The organism is Actinoplanes ianthinogenes, assembly GCF_018324205.1.
Taxonomy (GTDB): domain Bacteria; phylum Actinomycetota; class Actinomycetes; order Mycobacteriales; family Micromonosporaceae; genus Actinoplanes; species Actinoplanes ianthinogenes.
This window is the reverse complement of record NZ_AP023356.1, coordinates 9,453,606-9,468,227: the sequence shown is the minus strand read 5'-3', so window position 1 is coordinate 9,468,227 and position 14,622 is coordinate 9,453,606. Positions and strand designations below refer to the sequence as shown.

The 14,622-nt window shown below is 73.7% G+C and carries 19 protein-coding genes; 7 read left to right on the top strand and 12 right to left on the bottom strand.

The window, feature by feature from the left end:
• Nucleotides 1-42 precede the first annotated feature (42 nt).
• The 5 genes from Aiant_RS43140 to Aiant_RS43120 all read right to left on the bottom strand — a co-directional run bounded on the left by Aiant_RS43140 (nucleotide 43) and on the right by Aiant_RS43120 (nucleotide 4,589).
• The gene (locus Aiant_RS43140) at nucleotides 43-933 is read right to left on the bottom strand and encodes a sigma-70 family RNA polymerase sigma factor (protein WP_189330407.1); all 891 of its coding nucleotides are present in this window, start codon (nucleotides 931-933) and stop codon (nucleotides 43-45) included.
• 181 nt (nucleotides 934-1,114) lie between these two features.
• The gene (locus Aiant_RS43135; RefSeq protein ID WP_189330406.1) at nucleotides 1,115-1,726 is read right to left on the bottom strand and encodes a response regulator transcription factor; all 612 of its coding nucleotides are present in this window, start codon (nucleotides 1,724-1,726) and stop codon (nucleotides 1,115-1,117) included.
• Nucleotides 1,723-2,844: a sensor histidine kinase gene (locus Aiant_RS43130; protein ID WP_229830000.1), complete on the bottom strand. Its 1,122-nt coding sequence runs from the start codon at nucleotides 2,842-2,844 to the stop codon at nucleotides 1,723-1,725. Before Aiant_RS43130 ends, Aiant_RS43135 begins: the two co-directional genes overlap by 4 nt.
• A gap of 21 nt (nucleotides 2,845-2,865) precedes the next feature.
• Entirely contained in the window at nucleotides 2,866-3,654 is a 789-nt protein-coding gene (locus Aiant_RS43125) for an ABC transporter permease (protein ID WP_189330405.1), read from the bottom strand.
• The gene (locus Aiant_RS43120; RefSeq protein WP_189330404.1) at nucleotides 3,651-4,589 is read right to left on the bottom strand and encodes an ABC transporter ATP-binding protein; all 939 of its coding nucleotides are present in this window, start codon (nucleotides 4,587-4,589) and stop codon (nucleotides 3,651-3,653) included. The genes Aiant_RS43125 and Aiant_RS43120 overlap by 4 nt, the downstream gene beginning before the upstream one ends.
• Nucleotides 4,590-4,704: 115 nt before the next feature.
• Here Aiant_RS43120 and Aiant_RS43115 point away from each other — a divergent pair, with 115 nt between their 5' ends.
• Nucleotides 4,705-5,229 carry a 2'-5' RNA ligase family protein gene (locus tag Aiant_RS43115; protein WP_189330403.1) on the top strand — a complete coding sequence of 175 codons (525 nt, stop codon included), beginning with the start codon at nucleotides 4,705-4,707 and terminating at the stop codon, nucleotides 5,227-5,229.
• A gap of 23 nt (nucleotides 5,230-5,252) precedes the next feature.
• Here the strand turns inward: Aiant_RS43115 and Aiant_RS43110 are convergent, their stop codons facing one another.
• Nucleotides 5,253-5,984, bottom strand: a complete 732-nt coding sequence (locus Aiant_RS43110; protein ID WP_212847358.1) for a Clp protease N-terminal domain-containing protein — start codon at nucleotides 5,982-5,984, stop codon at nucleotides 5,253-5,255.
• A gap of 53 nt (nucleotides 5,985-6,037) precedes the next feature.
• Here Aiant_RS43110 and Aiant_RS43105 point away from each other — a divergent pair, with 53 nt between their 5' ends.
• Nucleotides 6,038-6,427 carry a GNAT family N-acetyltransferase gene (locus tag Aiant_RS43105; RefSeq protein ID WP_189330401.1) on the top strand — a complete coding sequence of 130 codons (390 nt, stop codon included), beginning with the start codon at nucleotides 6,038-6,040 and terminating at the stop codon, nucleotides 6,425-6,427.
• A gap of 5 nt (nucleotides 6,428-6,432) precedes the next feature.
• Nucleotides 6,433-6,828: a VOC family protein gene (locus tag Aiant_RS43100; protein WP_189330400.1), complete on the top strand. Its 396-nt coding sequence runs from the start codon at nucleotides 6,433-6,435 to the stop codon at nucleotides 6,826-6,828.
• A 61-nt stretch (nucleotides 6,829-6,889) separates the two neighbouring features.
• Here Aiant_RS43100 and Aiant_RS43095 read toward each other — a convergent pair whose 3' ends face one another.
• From Aiant_RS43095 to Aiant_RS43075, 5 genes are all read right to left on the bottom strand, one after another.
• A complete protein-coding gene (locus Aiant_RS43095; RefSeq protein ID WP_189330399.1) occupies nucleotides 6,890-7,813 on the bottom strand; it encodes an AraC family transcriptional regulator in 924 nt (307 codons plus the stop codon).
• A gap of 112 nt (nucleotides 7,814-7,925) precedes the next feature.
• Nucleotides 7,926-8,282 (bottom strand): DUF6204 family protein, encoded by a 357-nt coding sequence (locus tag Aiant_RS43090; protein WP_189330398.1) that lies wholly within the window; start codon nucleotides 8,280-8,282, stop codon nucleotides 7,926-7,928.
• A 25-nt stretch (nucleotides 8,283-8,307) separates the two neighbouring features.
• On the bottom strand, nucleotides 8,308-8,904 hold the full coding sequence (locus tag Aiant_RS43085) for an HAD family hydrolase (protein WP_229829999.1): 597 nt from the start codon (nucleotides 8,902-8,904) through the stop codon (nucleotides 8,308-8,310).
• A gap of 17 nt (nucleotides 8,905-8,921) precedes the next feature.
• Nucleotides 8,922-9,740 (bottom strand): SDR family oxidoreductase, encoded by an 819-nt coding sequence (locus tag Aiant_RS43080; RefSeq protein WP_189330396.1) that lies wholly within the window; start codon nucleotides 9,738-9,740, stop codon nucleotides 8,922-8,924.
• Between the two features lie 73 nt (nucleotides 9,741-9,813).
• A complete protein-coding gene (locus Aiant_RS43075; RefSeq protein WP_189330395.1) occupies nucleotides 9,814-10,638 on the bottom strand; it encodes a dihydrodipicolinate synthase family protein in 825 nt (274 codons plus the stop codon).
• A gap of 71 nt (nucleotides 10,639-10,709) precedes the next feature.
• Here Aiant_RS43075 and Aiant_RS43070 point away from each other — a divergent pair, with 71 nt between their 5' ends.
• Together Aiant_RS43070 and Aiant_RS43065 are read left to right on the top strand one after the other, a co-directional pair.
• A complete protein-coding gene (locus Aiant_RS43070) occupies nucleotides 10,710-11,579 on the top strand; it encodes a LysR family transcriptional regulator (protein WP_189330394.1) in 870 nt (289 codons plus the stop codon).
• A gap of 49 nt (nucleotides 11,580-11,628) precedes the next feature.
• The gene (locus Aiant_RS43065) at nucleotides 11,629-12,318 is read left to right on the top strand and encodes a hypothetical protein (protein ID WP_189330393.1); all 690 of its coding nucleotides are present in this window, start codon (nucleotides 11,629-11,631) and stop codon (nucleotides 12,316-12,318) included.
• Here the strand turns inward: Aiant_RS43065 and Aiant_RS43060 are convergent.
• Nucleotides 12,248-12,739: a MarR family winged helix-turn-helix transcriptional regulator gene (locus Aiant_RS43060; RefSeq protein ID WP_189330392.1), complete on the bottom strand. Its 492-nt coding sequence runs from the start codon at nucleotides 12,737-12,739 to the stop codon at nucleotides 12,248-12,250. The two genes, Aiant_RS43065 and Aiant_RS43060, sit on opposite strands and share 71 nt — an antisense overlap.
• A 61-nt stretch (nucleotides 12,740-12,800) precedes the next feature.
• Between Aiant_RS43060 and Aiant_RS43055 the strand changes: the two genes are divergently transcribed.
• Both Aiant_RS43055 and Aiant_RS43050 read left to right on the top strand, forming a co-directional pair.
• Nucleotides 12,801-13,571 carry a hypothetical protein gene (locus tag Aiant_RS43055; protein ID WP_189330391.1) on the top strand — a complete coding sequence of 257 codons (771 nt, stop codon included), beginning with the start codon at nucleotides 12,801-12,803 and terminating at the stop codon, nucleotides 13,569-13,571.
• 82 nt (nucleotides 13,572-13,653) lie between these two features.
• Nucleotides 13,654-14,595 (top strand): DUF2332 domain-containing protein, encoded by a 942-nt coding sequence (locus tag Aiant_RS43050; RefSeq protein ID WP_189330390.1) that lies wholly within the window; start codon nucleotides 13,654-13,656, stop codon nucleotides 14,593-14,595.
• The last annotated feature ends 27 nt before the right edge of the window (nucleotides 14,596-14,622 follow it).

Genomic DNA, 14,622 nt, shown 5'->3' with positions numbered 1-14,622 from the left:
GGGGCGGGGTTGCCGGGGCAACCCCGCCGCGGATCCGGGGCGTCATGCGGCGGCGGCCAGGCGCATGCCCTGGGCGTCGGTGACGCTCAGCCGGGTGCTCATGGTGCTGCGGGCGGCGATCTGCGCGGCGTACGCGGCGCGGCGGCGGGTGACGCAGCCGTCCTTGGCGACCGGGGCGGACACCTGCTCCATGTGGGTGGTCAGGCCGTCGCGCAGCAGCGCCAGGGCCTCGGTGCGCAGCTGCGAGACCCGTGACTCGGTCACGCCGAGCTCGGCGGCGACCTCGGACAGCGGGCGCTCCTGCAGGAACGAGGCCTCCACGACGAACCGCAGCCGCTCCGGCAGCACGGTGACCGCGTCGTGCAGGTAACCGAGGCGCTCGCGGTGCAGCAGCATCTCCTCCGGGTTCATCGACGAGTCGGTGACCATGTCCTCGGCGGCGCCGGCGGTGAAGCCCTGCAGCGACAGCACCGCGGCGCGCTGCACGTCGTCGTCGACGGTGCTCAGCTCGCCGACGGCGACACCGAGCAGCTCGGCGAGCTCGTCGGCGTTCGGGGTGCGGCCCAGCTGGGCGGTCAGCTCCTCGCGGGCGACCTCGGCGCGCCGGGCCCGGGCCCGCACCGAGCGGCTGGCCCAGTCCATGCTGCGCAGCTCGTCGAGCAGGGCGCCGCGGACCCGGACGGCGGCGAACCGGCCGAACGGGATGCCGCGGGTCGCGTCGTAGGCCTGGGCGGCGGTGACCAGGGCGGCGTAGCCGGCCGAGGCGAGATCGTCGCGGTGCACGTGCGGCGGCACCTTGAACAGCATCTCGCGGACCATGTGCCCGACCAGGGCCATGTTGTCGCGGATCAGCTGCTCCTGCTCGCGGGTGACCGACCGGGCGGCGGAGCCGGTGATGGTGCTGCTGGCGGTCGGCGAAGCGGTCGCGGTCATTTCGGTTCCCCCCGTGGTGTCGGTTGCAGGGGGAACTTTTCGCGGCCACGGGTGCAGCGGATGGTCGCTCTCGGTTGCCGGTTGGTTGCACTCCGAAATTCTTCTCAAGTACGGCGGACGGCGTCATAGCAGACTCCCAGGCCGCCCGTCCTGCCTTTGACGGGCGGCCTGGGCTGGTGACTCAGCCGAGCAGCCAGCCGTTGTCGACGGCCAGGCGCACGGCCTCGGCGCGGGTGCGGGCGCCGGTCTTGCCGATCGCCGACGACAGGTGGTTGCGCACCGTGCCGTCCGAGAGGCGCAGCTCGCGGGCGATGTCGGCGACCGTGCCGCCGTCGCGGGCGGCGCGCAGCACGTCGCTCTCGCGGTCGGTCAGCGGGGAGTCGCCGTGCGCCAGCGACTGCGCGGCCAGGGCCGGGTCGACCACCCGCAGGCCCTGGTGCACCCGGCGGACCGCGTCGGCCAGCTGCCGGGCCGGGGTGTCCTTGACGACGAAGCCGCTGGCCCCGGCCGCCATCGCCTGGCGCAGGTAGCCGGCCCGGCCGAACGTGGTCACCATCAGCACCTTGCACCGCGGCAGGGCCTCCTGCAGCAGCCGGGCCGCGGCGATCCCGTCCAGGCCGGGCATCTGCACGTCCAGCAGCGCCACGTCGACGTCGTGGGCGCGGGCCTGCTCGACGACCTCGTCGCCGCGGCCGACCTCGACCACCACCTTCAGGTCGGGCTCCAGGTCGAGCAGGGCCGCCATCGCGCCGCGGACCAGCGCCTGATCGTCGGCCAGCAACAGTTTGATCATGAGGGGACCTCCACTCGTACTCGGAAACCGGGCCGGTCCCCCCGCTGCCCGGCAGTCAATCGCGCACCCCGCTCGTCGGCCCGCCGGCGCAGCCCGGCCAGGCCCTGACCGCTGCCCGCGGCCAGCGCACCACCCTGCCCATCATCGAGGATCTCAACGCTGTCCGGGCTCAGCCGCACCTCGGCGTGCCGGGCCCGGCTGTGCCGCACGATGTTGGTGACCGCCTCCCGGATCGTCCAGGCGAACAGCTCCCGGTTACGGGTCGGCACGTCGTCGGCCGCGCCGGGCAGGTCGGCCTTGACGTTCGCCGCCGCCAGGGCGGCCTTGGCGGCGGCGATCTCGCCGGGCAGCGAGATGCCGCGCATGTTCAGCGCGGTCGCCCGCACGTCCGCCAGGGCGTCCCGGGCCAGCGACTCCAGGTCGGCCAGTTCGGCGCGGGCCCGGTCGAGGTCGACGTCGAGCAGCCGCTGGGCCAGCTCGGCCTTGACCGCGACCACGGTCAGCGAATGCCCGAGGATGTCGTGCAGGTCCCCGGCGATCCGGGACCGTTCGTCGGCCACGGCCAGCTCGGCGAGCTCGTTCTGCGCCTGGATCAGCCGGCCCTGCCGCTCGAACGCCAGCCGCATCCCCCAGGTGGCGGCCGCCGCCAGGACCACCGCGAGGGCGTACCCCTGACTGGTGGTGCGCCACTCGGGCACCACCCGGATGGCGACCTCGACCGCGATCGCGATGGTGACCGCCACGGCCAGCCCGGCCCGCAGCCGCAGGCCCATCACCGCGGTGGCCGCGATGTAGACCGCGCAGGTCAGCACGTGCTGCCCGGCGGCCGGCAGCTGCAGCACCGCGAACGCCAGCATGACCAGCAGGCCGATCCCGATGTGCAGCTGCGACGGCGGGTAGCCCAGGCCGTTGCGGGGCCGGCGCATCGTGCTGACCAGCAGCACGTAGGTGATCGCGAACAGCGCCAGGGCGGCCAGGCCGACGTCGCGCCACATCCCGGCCGGATGCTTGAGCAGGGCGTTGAGGTTCTCCCCCAGGTAGAACAGCCAGATCGCGGCGAACGCCCATCCGGCTCGCATGCCGATCCGGATGGGCGTGTCAGTGGTGGCCGGCGCCATGACAGGAACGGTACCGGCCGGTCAGACGCGGGCGGTGTCGCGGCGGAAGCGCCAGATCGCGCCGATGGCGAACACCGTGGTCCAGGCCAGCACGTTCAGGATCGCCTGCCACAGGTGCTCGCTGTGGGTCAGCGGGTAGCGGGCGATCTCGCCGACGCCGTACACCGGGGTGAACTTGGCGATCGCGGCGAACACGCTGCCGAACTGGTCGACCGGCACGAACAGGCCACCGGCGAACCCGAGGATGCCCAGCACCGGGCCGAGGATCTGCATCACGTTCTCGCTGGGCAGCAGGTAGCCCATGAACAGGCCGAACGCGGCGAAGACCAGGGCGCACACCCAGGACAGCACGGCGCAGGCGAGCCACGGGCCGGTGGTCAGCTCGGCGCCGGCCAGCATGCCGACGACGTTGACCACGACCACCGCCACCGCGCCGATCGCCATCGCGAGCACGAGTTTGATCGCGATGTAGGCGGCCGGTTTCAGCGGTGTCAGCCGCAGCTGCCGGCTCCAGCCGGCGGCCCGCTCGATGGAGACCATCGCGCCGCCCGAGGTGGTGGCCAGCATCGCGCCGTACACGGCCATGCTGACCATGATGTAGCCGCTCACGTTGCCGTTGGCGAGCTGCTCGTGCTTGTACTCCGAGCTGGTGCCGAAGATCAGGAAGAAGGCGGCCGGCATCACGAAGGTGAAGATGACGGTGCGCTTGTTGCGGATCAGCCGGCGGAACTCCAGGGCGAGCATGCCGAGGCTGAACCCGCCGAGTTTCGGCAGGTTGCGGGCCTGCGCAGGGGTGACGGTCGCGGTCATGCCGGTTGCTCCTCGTCGGCGGTGAGGGTCAGGAACGCGTCTTCGAGGTTCCGGGAGGTGATCTCCAGGTCCCGGGCGGCGGTGCGGGTGAGCAGGTAACGGGCGATCTCGTCGGTGTCACGCCCGTGCAGGTAGACGGTGTCGCCGCGGACCTCGGACGACTCGACGCCGGGCACCCGGGTCAGGTCGGCCAGTTCCGCCTCGGGCAGGGTGGCCCGCACGGTCCGGCCGGCGGACAGCGCCTTGACCTCGGCGGCGGTCCCGTCGGCGACGATCTTGCCGCGGCGCACCAGCACGATCCGGTCGGCGTACGCGTCGGCCTCCTCCAGGTAGTGGGTGGCGAAGATGACGGTCCGGCCGCCCTCGGCGTCCTCGCGGATCGCGTCCCAGAACTCGCGGCGCCCGCCGACGTCCATGCCGGTGGTCGGCTCGTCGAGGATCAGCAGCGCCGGGTCCGGCAGCAGCGCCATCGCGAACCGCAGCCGCTGCTGCTGCCCGCCGGAGCACTTGCCGACCAGGCGGTCGCCGATGTCGGCGATCCCGGCCCGCTTGAGGGCCACCTCGACCGCCGCGCGCGGCTTGCCGAACAGCGCGGCGGTCAGCCGGACGGTCTCGGCGACCGTGTAGTCCTTGAGCAGGCCGCCGGTCTGCATGACCGCCGAGACCAGGCCGAGCGCGACCGCCTCGTGCGGCGCCCGCCCGTACACCAGGGCGCTGCCTTCGGTGGGCTGCGACAGGCCCAGCAGCATGTCGACCGTGGTCGTCTTGCCGGCGCCGTTGGGCCCCAGCAGGGCTACCACCTCTCCGGGGCGGATGCGCAGGTCGATCCCGTTCACGGCGGTGACCGCGCCGAAACGTTTGACCACGCCGTCCAGGTTCACGGCCAGCTGCCCCGTACCGGAGGCCGTGAGATCGGGTGAAGCGGTGAGCGTCATGCGGACATCGTGCCGGGCGGGTCCCGGCCGTGTCCCCCGCCATGCGTCACGGATCGCCCATGACATCCGTCAGTATGTGCTTTGCCCGGCCGCGCCCATCGACGACACTTCGCGGATGGAACCGCTGCAGAGCGCCCTGATCGTCCCGATCCCGGAGGCCGAACCGGCCGTCGCCGACCTGCGGGCCCGCCTCGACCGGTCCGCCTCCTGGGGAGTGCCCGCGCACATCACGGTCACCTTCCCGTTCCTGCCGCCGGAGCAGCTGAGCGCCCGGGTCCTCGCCGCCGTGCGCCTGATCGCGGCCGGGGTGCCCCGGTTCTATCTGAGCCTGGACAAGCTGGGCTGGTTCGACGAGCGGGTGCTGTGGCTCTCGCCGGCGCCGGCCGACCCGTTCCGGGAGCTGACCAACCGGCTCGCGGTCCGGTTCCCGGCCGCCCAGCCGTACGGCGGCCAGTTCACCGAGGTGATCCCGCACTTGACCGTCGGGCACGACCAGCCGCCCGGCGTGCTGGCGCAGGCGGCCGCGCAGGTGGAGCCGCGGCTGCCGATCCGGGCCCGGGTCACGTCGCTGCGGCTGATCACCGGGCGGCGCGAGCCGGGCGACTCGTGGCAGACGCTGACCGACTTCCCGCTGGGCTGAGCCGGGCGGGCGTACCGGAAAGGTCAGCTGCCGGTGGTGTCGCGGTCCGGTTCCTGCGGGCCCGCGGCGACCACCTGTTCGACCGCGGCCTTGTCGAGGCCCAGACCGGTCAGCAGGCCGCCCTGCGACTCCTCCTCCAGCAGCGCGAGCAGGACGTGGCCGGTGCCGATGTCCTCGTGCGACAGGCGCAGCGCCTCGCGGAAGCTGAGCTCCAGGGCCTTGCGGGAGCGGGCGTCGTACGGGGTCAGGGTGGGCAGCTCGTCGACCCGCTCCGGCAACGCTGCGATCAGGCGTTCCCGGACGGCGCCGACGTCCAGGCCCTGCGCGAGCACCGCCTTGAGCGCCAGGCCGTCGCTCTGGTCGAGCAGGCCGAGCATCAGGTGCGCCGGGGTGATCTCGCCGTTGTGGTGCGCCTTCGCCTGGTTCATCGATGCGATGACGGCGGCGCGGGCGAGCGGGGTGAACCGGTTGAAGCCCTGCTGCATGTCGAGCTTGTCCTTGGCGACGAACCGTTTCTGCGCGGCCTGCTTGCTGACGCCCATGCTGCGGCCGATGTCGGTCCACGAGGCGCCGGAGCGGCGGGCCTGGTCGACGAAGTGGCCGATCAGGTGGTCGGCGAGCTCGCCGAGGTGGTCGCCGAGCAGGACCGCGTCGGAGAGCCGGTCCAGCGGGTCGTCGGGGCGGTTCTTCGTGATCGCGCTGATCAGGTCGTCGAGCCGGACCGGCGGAGTAATCTGCGTCATGCCGTCAACCATAGGTTGACGCTTCATCGTCGTCAACCTTGAGTTGACGATTTAGGGTGGGTGGCATGAGTCTGATCTTGCGGCCGTGGGACGACGGCGACGACGCCGTCAGTGACGTGCCGCCGGTCCGGGCGCCCGGGCGGCACACGTTCGCGGTGGTCCGCGGCGCCGAGGTGGTCGGCCGGGTGGTGCTGAAGATGCCCGAGGCCGAGGTCGGCTACTGGACCGCACCGCACGCGCGCCGGCAGGGGGTCGCGGCGTGGGCGCTGGACGCGCTGACCGGGTGGGCGTTCGCCCGGTTCCCGGTGCCGTCCCTGAGCCTGATCCACCAGGTCGACAACGCGGCGTCGTGCGCGGTGGCCCGCCGCGGCGGGTACGCGTTCGACCGCGAGCTGCCGCCCGGCGGGGGCTACCCCCTGCCCGGGCACCGGCACGTGCGGCATCGGGCAGGATGAGCGCCATGACGAGCAACCCGATCCGGCACATCACCGTCGACGCCCGCGACGCCGTCAAGGTCGCCACGTTCTGGGCGGCGGTGACCGGGTACGACCTGCACGACGAGTCCACCGCCGAGGAGGCGCTGCTGACCCCGCCGTACCCGGATGCGCCGGGCCTGCTGTTCATCGCGGTGCCGGAGGGCAAGACCGTCAAGAACCGGCTGCACCTGGACGTCCAGCCGCCGGCCGGCACCCGCGACGAGTTCGTCGAGCAGATGACGGCGGCCGGCGCGACGATCTTCGAGGACCACCGCAAGCCCGACGGCACCGGCTGGGTGACCATGCGCGACCCGGAGGGCAACGAGTTCTGTGTGGAGCGCAGCGCCGCCGAGCGCGCCGCGGACCCGGCACAGCCGTGACGCTCGGCAAGAACAACGACCCCGGTGATCGCGGCTTCTGAGCTGAGGGGACCGTGGCGGTTCAGGCGCGCAGCGTGTGGCTGGGTGGCCGGCCGTAGGCGGTGCGGTAGGCGGTGGCGAATCGGCTGGGGGTGGTGAAGCCCCACTTGTGGGTGACGGTGTCGCCGCGGGTGGGGTCGGCGGCTTGCAGGTCGCGGTGGGCGTGTTCCAGGCGTACCTGGCGCAGGTAGCCGGTGGGGGTGGTGTCGCGGTGGCGGGCGAACGCGGCCTGCAGGCCGCGGACGCCGATGCCGGCGGCCGCGGCGATGTCCTCGACGGTGATCGGCCGGTCGGCGTGCGCGTCGATGTAGGCGATCGCCCGGCGCACCACGGCCGGGGGTGTCTGGCCGGGGCCGGGCGTGTAGTCGAGGGTCATGGTGGTGTTCGGGAACACGCTCAGTGCCGCGGCCGCCGCGGTGTCCATCGCCGCGGCCAGCAGCAGCGCAGGCACCGTGGCCTGCGGGCCGGACAGCAGCCGGGTCAGGTAGGCGACGGTGGCCAGCCACTGCCGACCGGCGGCCGGCGACACGGCGGTCATCGCCTCGAACCGCAAGTCCGGTGCCGGCACACCGGCGCGTTCGGCGACCCGGGACGCCGCCGCGACCGGGAACTGGACGACCTGGTGCGTCATCCGGTCCATCAGCACCTGCAACCCGAGGCGGGCCGGGTAGAGCAAGGAGTCGCCGCGGGCCACGCGGGCATGCTCGCGCCCGGCGGTCACGTCGAACCGGCCGTCCAGCACGCTGACGATCAGCATGGTCATGAACGGCTCCGCGGTCATCGCCATGGTCGCGGCATAGGTGAGCTGGTCGACGGTCAGCGGGCCGGCGCGCGCCGACTGGGCGCGGAACACGAACCGGTCACCGCCGTCCACCACCCGGGGTTGGTGCTCGCCGTAGCGCTGCCGCATCATCTCGTGCACCTCGCCGAGATCGCGGGAGCGCACCGCTGACCGCTCGACAGGCACGGGCGCCGGTGTGGGTGTGATGGTGCCCCCTCGGGGCGTCGCACGACGCGAACATCGGAAGAAAATGGTACGGCTGACGGCCGCCGGTCCGCTAGGAGCCCTTGGCGGCTTCCCGCTTGCCGCGCTTGCCGAGCGGCACCTCGGACATGTCCACGGTCTGCGAGGTGATCTTCTTGTAGCCGTAGCCGCGCTCCTCCAGCCAGGCGACGGCCTTCATCTCCGCGCGGATCGCGGCCTGCGGGATCTCCTTCTCGTCGCTGACCCGCTCGGCGAAGCGGAAGGTGAAGAACGGGCGGGCGGCGATGTCGTAGGTCAGGTGCCCCCGCTCGGTGTACTGCACGGTCAGCAGGTCGTCGCCACCGTCGGCGGCCAGCTCGGCCCGCTGCTCGGCGCTCAGGTTGTCGAAGGATCCGCGGACGGTCACGCGAATCGTGCGGCTCTCGGTCATCGCGCCAGTATCGGCGCCCGCCCGCTCACTGACACCCGATTATCGCCGGCAGCTCGGACGGCGCGCGCAGGGTGACATCGGCCGGGGCGCCCGGGTCGTACATGTGACCCCAGGCCGCGGACGCGCTCAGGCTGCCGGCCGCCTTCGCCGACTGCAGATCCAGATGCGAGTCACCGATGAGGATCAGCTCCTGCGGCGTCGTGCCCAGGCGCCGCGCCGCCAGCAGCATGCCGTCCGGCGCCGGTTTCGGCCGCGCCACCAGGTCACCGCCGATGATCAGGTCCGGGGTCAGGCCCGCGGCGGCGAGCAGGATCCGCGCCGAGCGGGTGCTGGCGCCGGTGAACACGGCGAACGGCACCCCCTGGGCCCGCAGCACACCGAGCGTGTCGGCGATCCCGGGGTAGGCGGACACCGGCACCCCGTCGAGCTCGCGGTAGTAGACGTCGTGCTCGGCGGGCGACAGGTCGCGGCCGGTCAGGAAGCCGAGGATCACCTCCGGGGTGCCGCGCCAGTAGGCCGCGACCACGTCGTCGGCGTGCACCGGCGGGCCGCCGAGCGCGGCCACGGCCCGCACGAACGCGGCGGGCACCACCCGGGCCGAGTCGATCAGGGTGCCGTCCATGTCCCACACCGGCAGCATCAGGCCGCCAGGAACTCGTGCGCGCCGCGCAGCCGGGTGCGCAGCAGCTGTTTGGCGCGGTCCAGGACCAGGCGTACGTCGGTGGGACGGTGCAGCCCGAGCGCGGCCAGCGACGCCGCCGGGATCGCCGCCGGGTCGAGCTGCTCGCGGCGGGCGACCAGGACCCCCAGCTCGTAGCGGCTGACCGGGTCGGCGCCGGCCACGTTCAGCACGCCCGGGTAGTCGCCGGCGGCCAGTTCGAGCAGGGCGTCGGCCAGGTCGTCGACGTGCACCGGGGTGCGGACCTCGTCGGTGAACAGCGCCCCGGTGGCCCGGCCGGCGATCAGGTCCCGGGTGAGGACCTCGTGGGCGCCGTTGCCGTCGCCGAGGATCAGCGAGGTCCGCACGATCGCCGCGCCCGGGTCGATGGCCCGGACCGCGGTCTCGGCGGCGGCCTTGGCGGCGCCGTACCGGTAGACCGGGTCGGGCAGCGCGCTCTCGTCGTAGTGCACCTCGCGACCGGAGAAGATGGCGTCGCTGGAGACGTGCACCAGGCGGATGCCGCGGGCGGCCATTGCCAGGTGCGCGGCACCGTCGGCGGTGGACGGCCAGTCGTTGCGGTCGCGGCCGGAGGCGGTGTGCACGATCGCGTCCGGGCGGACCTCGTCCAGCACCCGGCGGATCCCGGCCGGGTCGCGGATGTCCAGGCGCACGGTGGCGGTGGGGGCGGGCTGGGAGACGTAGGTGCCGATCGGGTCCCAGCCGGCGGCCGTGGCGCGGGCGACGACCCGGCGTCCGAGCGAGCCACTGCCACCGGTGATCAGAAGACGTCGGGTCACAGGCCGCAGCCTATCGATCGGGCGCACCCGGGGTGCGCCGGCCGCCGCGAGCGTGACGGCGGGCCGATCGGGATCAGGTGGCGTGGCGCAGGGCGGCGTCGAGCGCCGCGGCGGAGGCGGGCAGCAGCGGCAGGCGTACCGAAGGGGTGGGAATGCGGCCCTGGGCGTGCAGGACGGCCTTGATCACAGCGGGGTTGGGCTCGGCGAACAGGGCCGCGGACAGCGGGGCGAGCGCGTGCCCCAGCTTGCGGGCGGCGCCGAGGTCACCGCTGTGCCAGGCCCGGGTCAGGGCCACGAACCGGTCGGTGGCCAGGTGCGCCGAGGCCAGGATGCCGCCGGCGGCGCCGAGCGCGAGCAGCGGGGACAGGAAGAGGTCGTCGCCGGACAGGAACGCGAACCCGGGCGGCGGGTCGGCGAGCAGCGCGATCGCGTCGGCGTCCAGGGCGCCGGTGGCGTACTTGATCCCGATCACCCGGTCGAGCCCGGCGATGCGGCGCAGCGTGCCCGCGTCCAGCGGCTGACCGGTGCGGTGCGGGACGTGGTAGACGACCAGCGGGACGGGGCTGCTCGCGGCCAGGGCGGTGAAGTGCGCGAGCACGCCGTCCGGGCCGGGCCGCACGAACGGCGGGACCAGGCTCAGCGCCGCGGTGACCCCCTCGCCGGGCGGGCCGATCAGCGGGGCCGCGTGCGCCGCGCAGACCCGGGCCAGCACGGCGACGACACCGTCGCGCTCGCCGGCGGTCAGCGCGGACGGCTCCCCCGTGGTGCCGAGCGCGACCAGGCCGGTCGCGCCGGCGTCGAGAACCTCGTGCGCCAGGCGTTCGAGGGCGGGGAACGCGACCGCCCCGGACTCGTCGAACGGGGTGATCATCGGGACGAAGACACCGGTCAGCTCCATGCGTTCCAGCCTGGCCACCGACGAGCATCAGGTCCAGTTCACGTTTCTGGTGGCAACCGTAAGCTGAGCTGATGCTGGATGTGCGGAAACTGCTGCTGCTCTGCGACCTGGACCGGCTGGGCACGATCGCGGCGGTCGCGCACGCGCGCTCCTACACGCCCAGCGCCGTCTCGCAGCAGCTGTCGGCCCTGGAGCGCGAGGCCGGGGTGGCGTTGCTGGAACGCACCGGGCGGCGGGTGGCGTTCACCGCGGCCGGGCAGGTCCTGGTCCGGCATGCGAGCCGGGTGCTGGGCGCGATGGAGGAGACCGAGGCGGCGCTCGCCGCGGTGCGGTCCGGTCCGGCCGGGCCGCTGCGGATCGGGGCGTTCCCCACGGCGGTGCGCACCCTGCTGCCGGCGGCGCTGGTCGGCCTGGGGCGGGAGCATCCGGCACTGGAGCTGATGGTGACCGAGTTGGATCCGGCGGACGTGCCGGCCGCGCTGCGCGAGCGACGCCTCGACGTGGGCCTGCTCAACGACTACGACGTGGCGCCCGGCGACGTCGACGCGGACCTGGACTCGGTGCCGCTGCTCGACGAGACGGTGTTCCTGGCGGTGCCGGCCGGGTCGGGGTGCGCGTCGCTCGCCGGGGCCGCGGACCAGCCGTGGATCGTGGCGAGTGCGGGGACACTGTGTCATGAGGTCACCCTGCGGGTCTGCGCCGCGCAGGGGTACACGCCGCGGGTGCGGCACTGCGCCGACGACTTCGCGACCGTGCTCGCGCTGGTCGGCGCGGGGCAAGGGGTGTCGCTGGTGCCCGAGCTCGCGGCGGCGGACCCGCCGCCGTCCGTGCGGCTGCTGCCGCTGCCGCTGCGCCGGCGGACCCGGATCGCCCACCGCCGGGGCGCCGCCGCCCATCCGGGCGTCGCCGCCCTGATCGCCGCGCTGACCGGCGGAGGGTGAGCATCGCCCTGTTTAGATGGTCACCGATGGTGACTCAGGAGGAACTGCCATGACGGCCCGCGTCCAGCGCACCCCCGATCAGTTCGCCGGCGACTTGTCGCAGCTGGCCGCTGTCGACTGGGCCACGATATGGGCCGGCGACGGCTGCACCGATGACCCTGCGCGGTGGGCCGCCCGCGCGGGCTGGCGGCTCACCCACATCGACGGTGACTTGAACCTCACCGTCACGCTCGCGTCCGGCGGCGAGGTGACACTGTTCCGCTACCACGGCGGCACCCGGTTCGACGGGGCGTCGGATGTGGTGTGGCAGCGATCGGCCACCCGTGCCGGCGAGAACCCCGCTGTGGTCGCCGATGTCCTCGCCGCGTGGCCGTCCTATCTCGCGGCCGCCGAGACCGCGCTCGGGCGCCCGGACCACACCGTGCACGACGGTGCCGGCGCCGGCCTGCCGGATCTGCCCTATTGGCCCGCTGATCCGGCGGCGCGTGCGGCCCAGCGCACCCCGGTGCGGGCCGCCGTCTGGTCGTGGCCCGCCCAGGGCGCCGTGGTCACCGTCCGCGTCAATCTCGCGGCGCGAACCGCCGGCACGCGAGGGCCGGGCTCCGCGTCGATCCGTTTCGTGATCTCTGAGCTGCCGGACCCGCAAGGGTCATCTCGCGCAATAACCTTTACGGGCGCGCGGTCCGGACGACCAGCTTGCGCAGCATCGCGGCGAGCTGGTCCTGTTCGGCCGGGGTGAGCAGGGCCAGCAGCGACAGCTCGGCGGCACTCTCGGCGTCGACGTGGCGCTCCCAGGCGGCCAGACCGGCCGGGGTCAGCCGGACCCGCACCCGCCGCCGATCGCCGTCGCCGGCGGCCCGGGTGATCAGACCCGCCTCCTCCAGCGGCCGCAGCCGGGCCGACAGCGCACCCCGGGTCAGCCCGAGCCGGTCCGCCAGCTCCGACGGGCTCTGCTCGAACGGCTCCCCGGCCCGCCGCAACATCAGCAACACCTTGAACTGCCACTGCTTGAGCCCGCTGGTGTCCAAGGTGCTGCGCCGCACCTGGGTCAGATGACGGCCGAGCAGCGCGAGCCGCCCGATGATCGCCTCCCGGACCGGATCGAACCCGGGCAGCTCCCGGGCCCACATCTCCACGTGGTCGTCGATGGCATCGCGCATCACGCCCTCCTCAAAGTAGTTTCCTTGTGGATAGTTTTTCGCATAACTACCGTCGGCGGGCATGACCGACCTCGATGACATCCTCGCCGCGGCCCGCGAACTCGCCTGGGCCGGACGGTGGCAGCGCGCCCTGTCCCTGCTGGACGCCATGGACACGTCTTTCCCGATCGCCCTGGCCGCGGCCGAGGTGGCCCTGGAATCGGACTGGTTCACCGGCACCGCCCTGGCCGCCGGGCGCCTGGCCGCCGCCGAACGGCTCGGCAAGGACTGGGACCTGGACTTCCTGCGGCTGCGGCACTCCTACTGGGACCTGCTGGACCTGGACGCGGGCTGGTCGCCCGGGCCGGCCGGCCGGGACCCGGGCCGGCTGGCGGACCTGCGGGAGCGGGCCGCCGAGCTGCACACCCGGGCGCCGGACGCGACCCGCGGCGGCTGGGCCCGGATGTATCAGGGCCTGATCTGCGACAACCTGCTGGACCGCAGGGACCTGGCGCCGGAGCACTACCGGGCGGCCCTGCACGCCGGCCAGGGCACCGACCCGCGGCTGGAACGCGAGGCGCTGCGCCACCTCGGCGACCACGACCGGGACGCCGGCGACCTGGACGCGGCATCCGCCCGCTGGGCCCGGGCGACCGAGCTGAGCAGCCGGGCCCGGATGCTGCCCGGCCTGCTCACCCAGCAGATCCTGCTCGCGGTGCTGGCCCGCGACGGCGGCGACGAGGCGGGCGCGCGGATGCTGGCCCGGGAGGTCGCCCGCAGCGCCCAGGCACTCGGCATGACTCGCGTCCACCAGCAGGCCACCGCCTTCCTCGACGGCGCGCGCATCGCCTGACCGGGGGCGGGTGGGGCCGGTCACAGGGCGGGGGCGGATCTGCGGGCGTACCGGGAAGTGCCGGCCTTGGGATGATGCGACAGTGACTGTCGCGGATGTCTATGTGGAATTCGGGGCGCGCGAGGCGCGCGATGTCTCGCCGTCCTACGAGCGGCTCGCCTATCAGGTGGCGTCCGACCGCGAGCTGCTGGACCGGCTCGCCGGGCTGCCCGAGCCGAAACGGCAGCCGAACCTGCTGTTCGCGGTGGTGCGGCTGCTCGGCGGGCCGGTCACCGATCCGGCGGGTTTCCGGGCGTTCGCGCTCGAGCGGTGGGACGAGATCGCCGCGCAGATGCTGGTCCGGGCGACCCAGACCAACGAGGCCGGCCGGACCGCCGCCCTGCTGCCGGTCCTCGCGGCGCTCCCCCAGCCGCTCGCCCTGATCGACGTCGGCGCGTCCGCCGGGCTGTGCCTGTTCCCCGACCGGTACGCCTACCGCTACGGCGCCCGGACCGTCGGCGCCGGCCTGCCGCTGCTCGACTGCACCGCCACCGGATTCACCACGCCGACCCGGCTGCCGCGCGTCGTCTGGCGCGCCGGGCTCGACCTCAACCCGCTCGACGTGACCGATCCCGACGATGTCGCCTGGCTCGACGCGCTGATCTGGCCGGAGCACACCCACCGCCGCGAGCGGCTGCGCCAGGCCGTCGCGGTGGCCCGTGCCGACCCGCCGTACCTGGTCCGCGGCGACGCCGTCACCGACCTGCCGGCCCTGGCCGCGCAGGCCCCGGCCGGCGCCACCCTGGTCGTCTTCCACACGTCGATGGTCTACCAGCTGCCCGACCCGCAGGCGTTCGCCGACGTGGTGCGCTCCCTGCCGGCCCGCTGGGTGGCGGTCGAGGATCCGGCGCTGACCGGCGCCGCCCTGCCCGCGCCCCCGTCGGACGCGCTGTACAACGTGCTCAGCCTCGACGGCGTGCCCCTCGCGTGGGTCCGCGGGCACGGCCAGAGCGTCACCTGGTTCGCACAAGATTCACTGACGTAAACGTTCCGGGATTCCCGTACGTCGAGA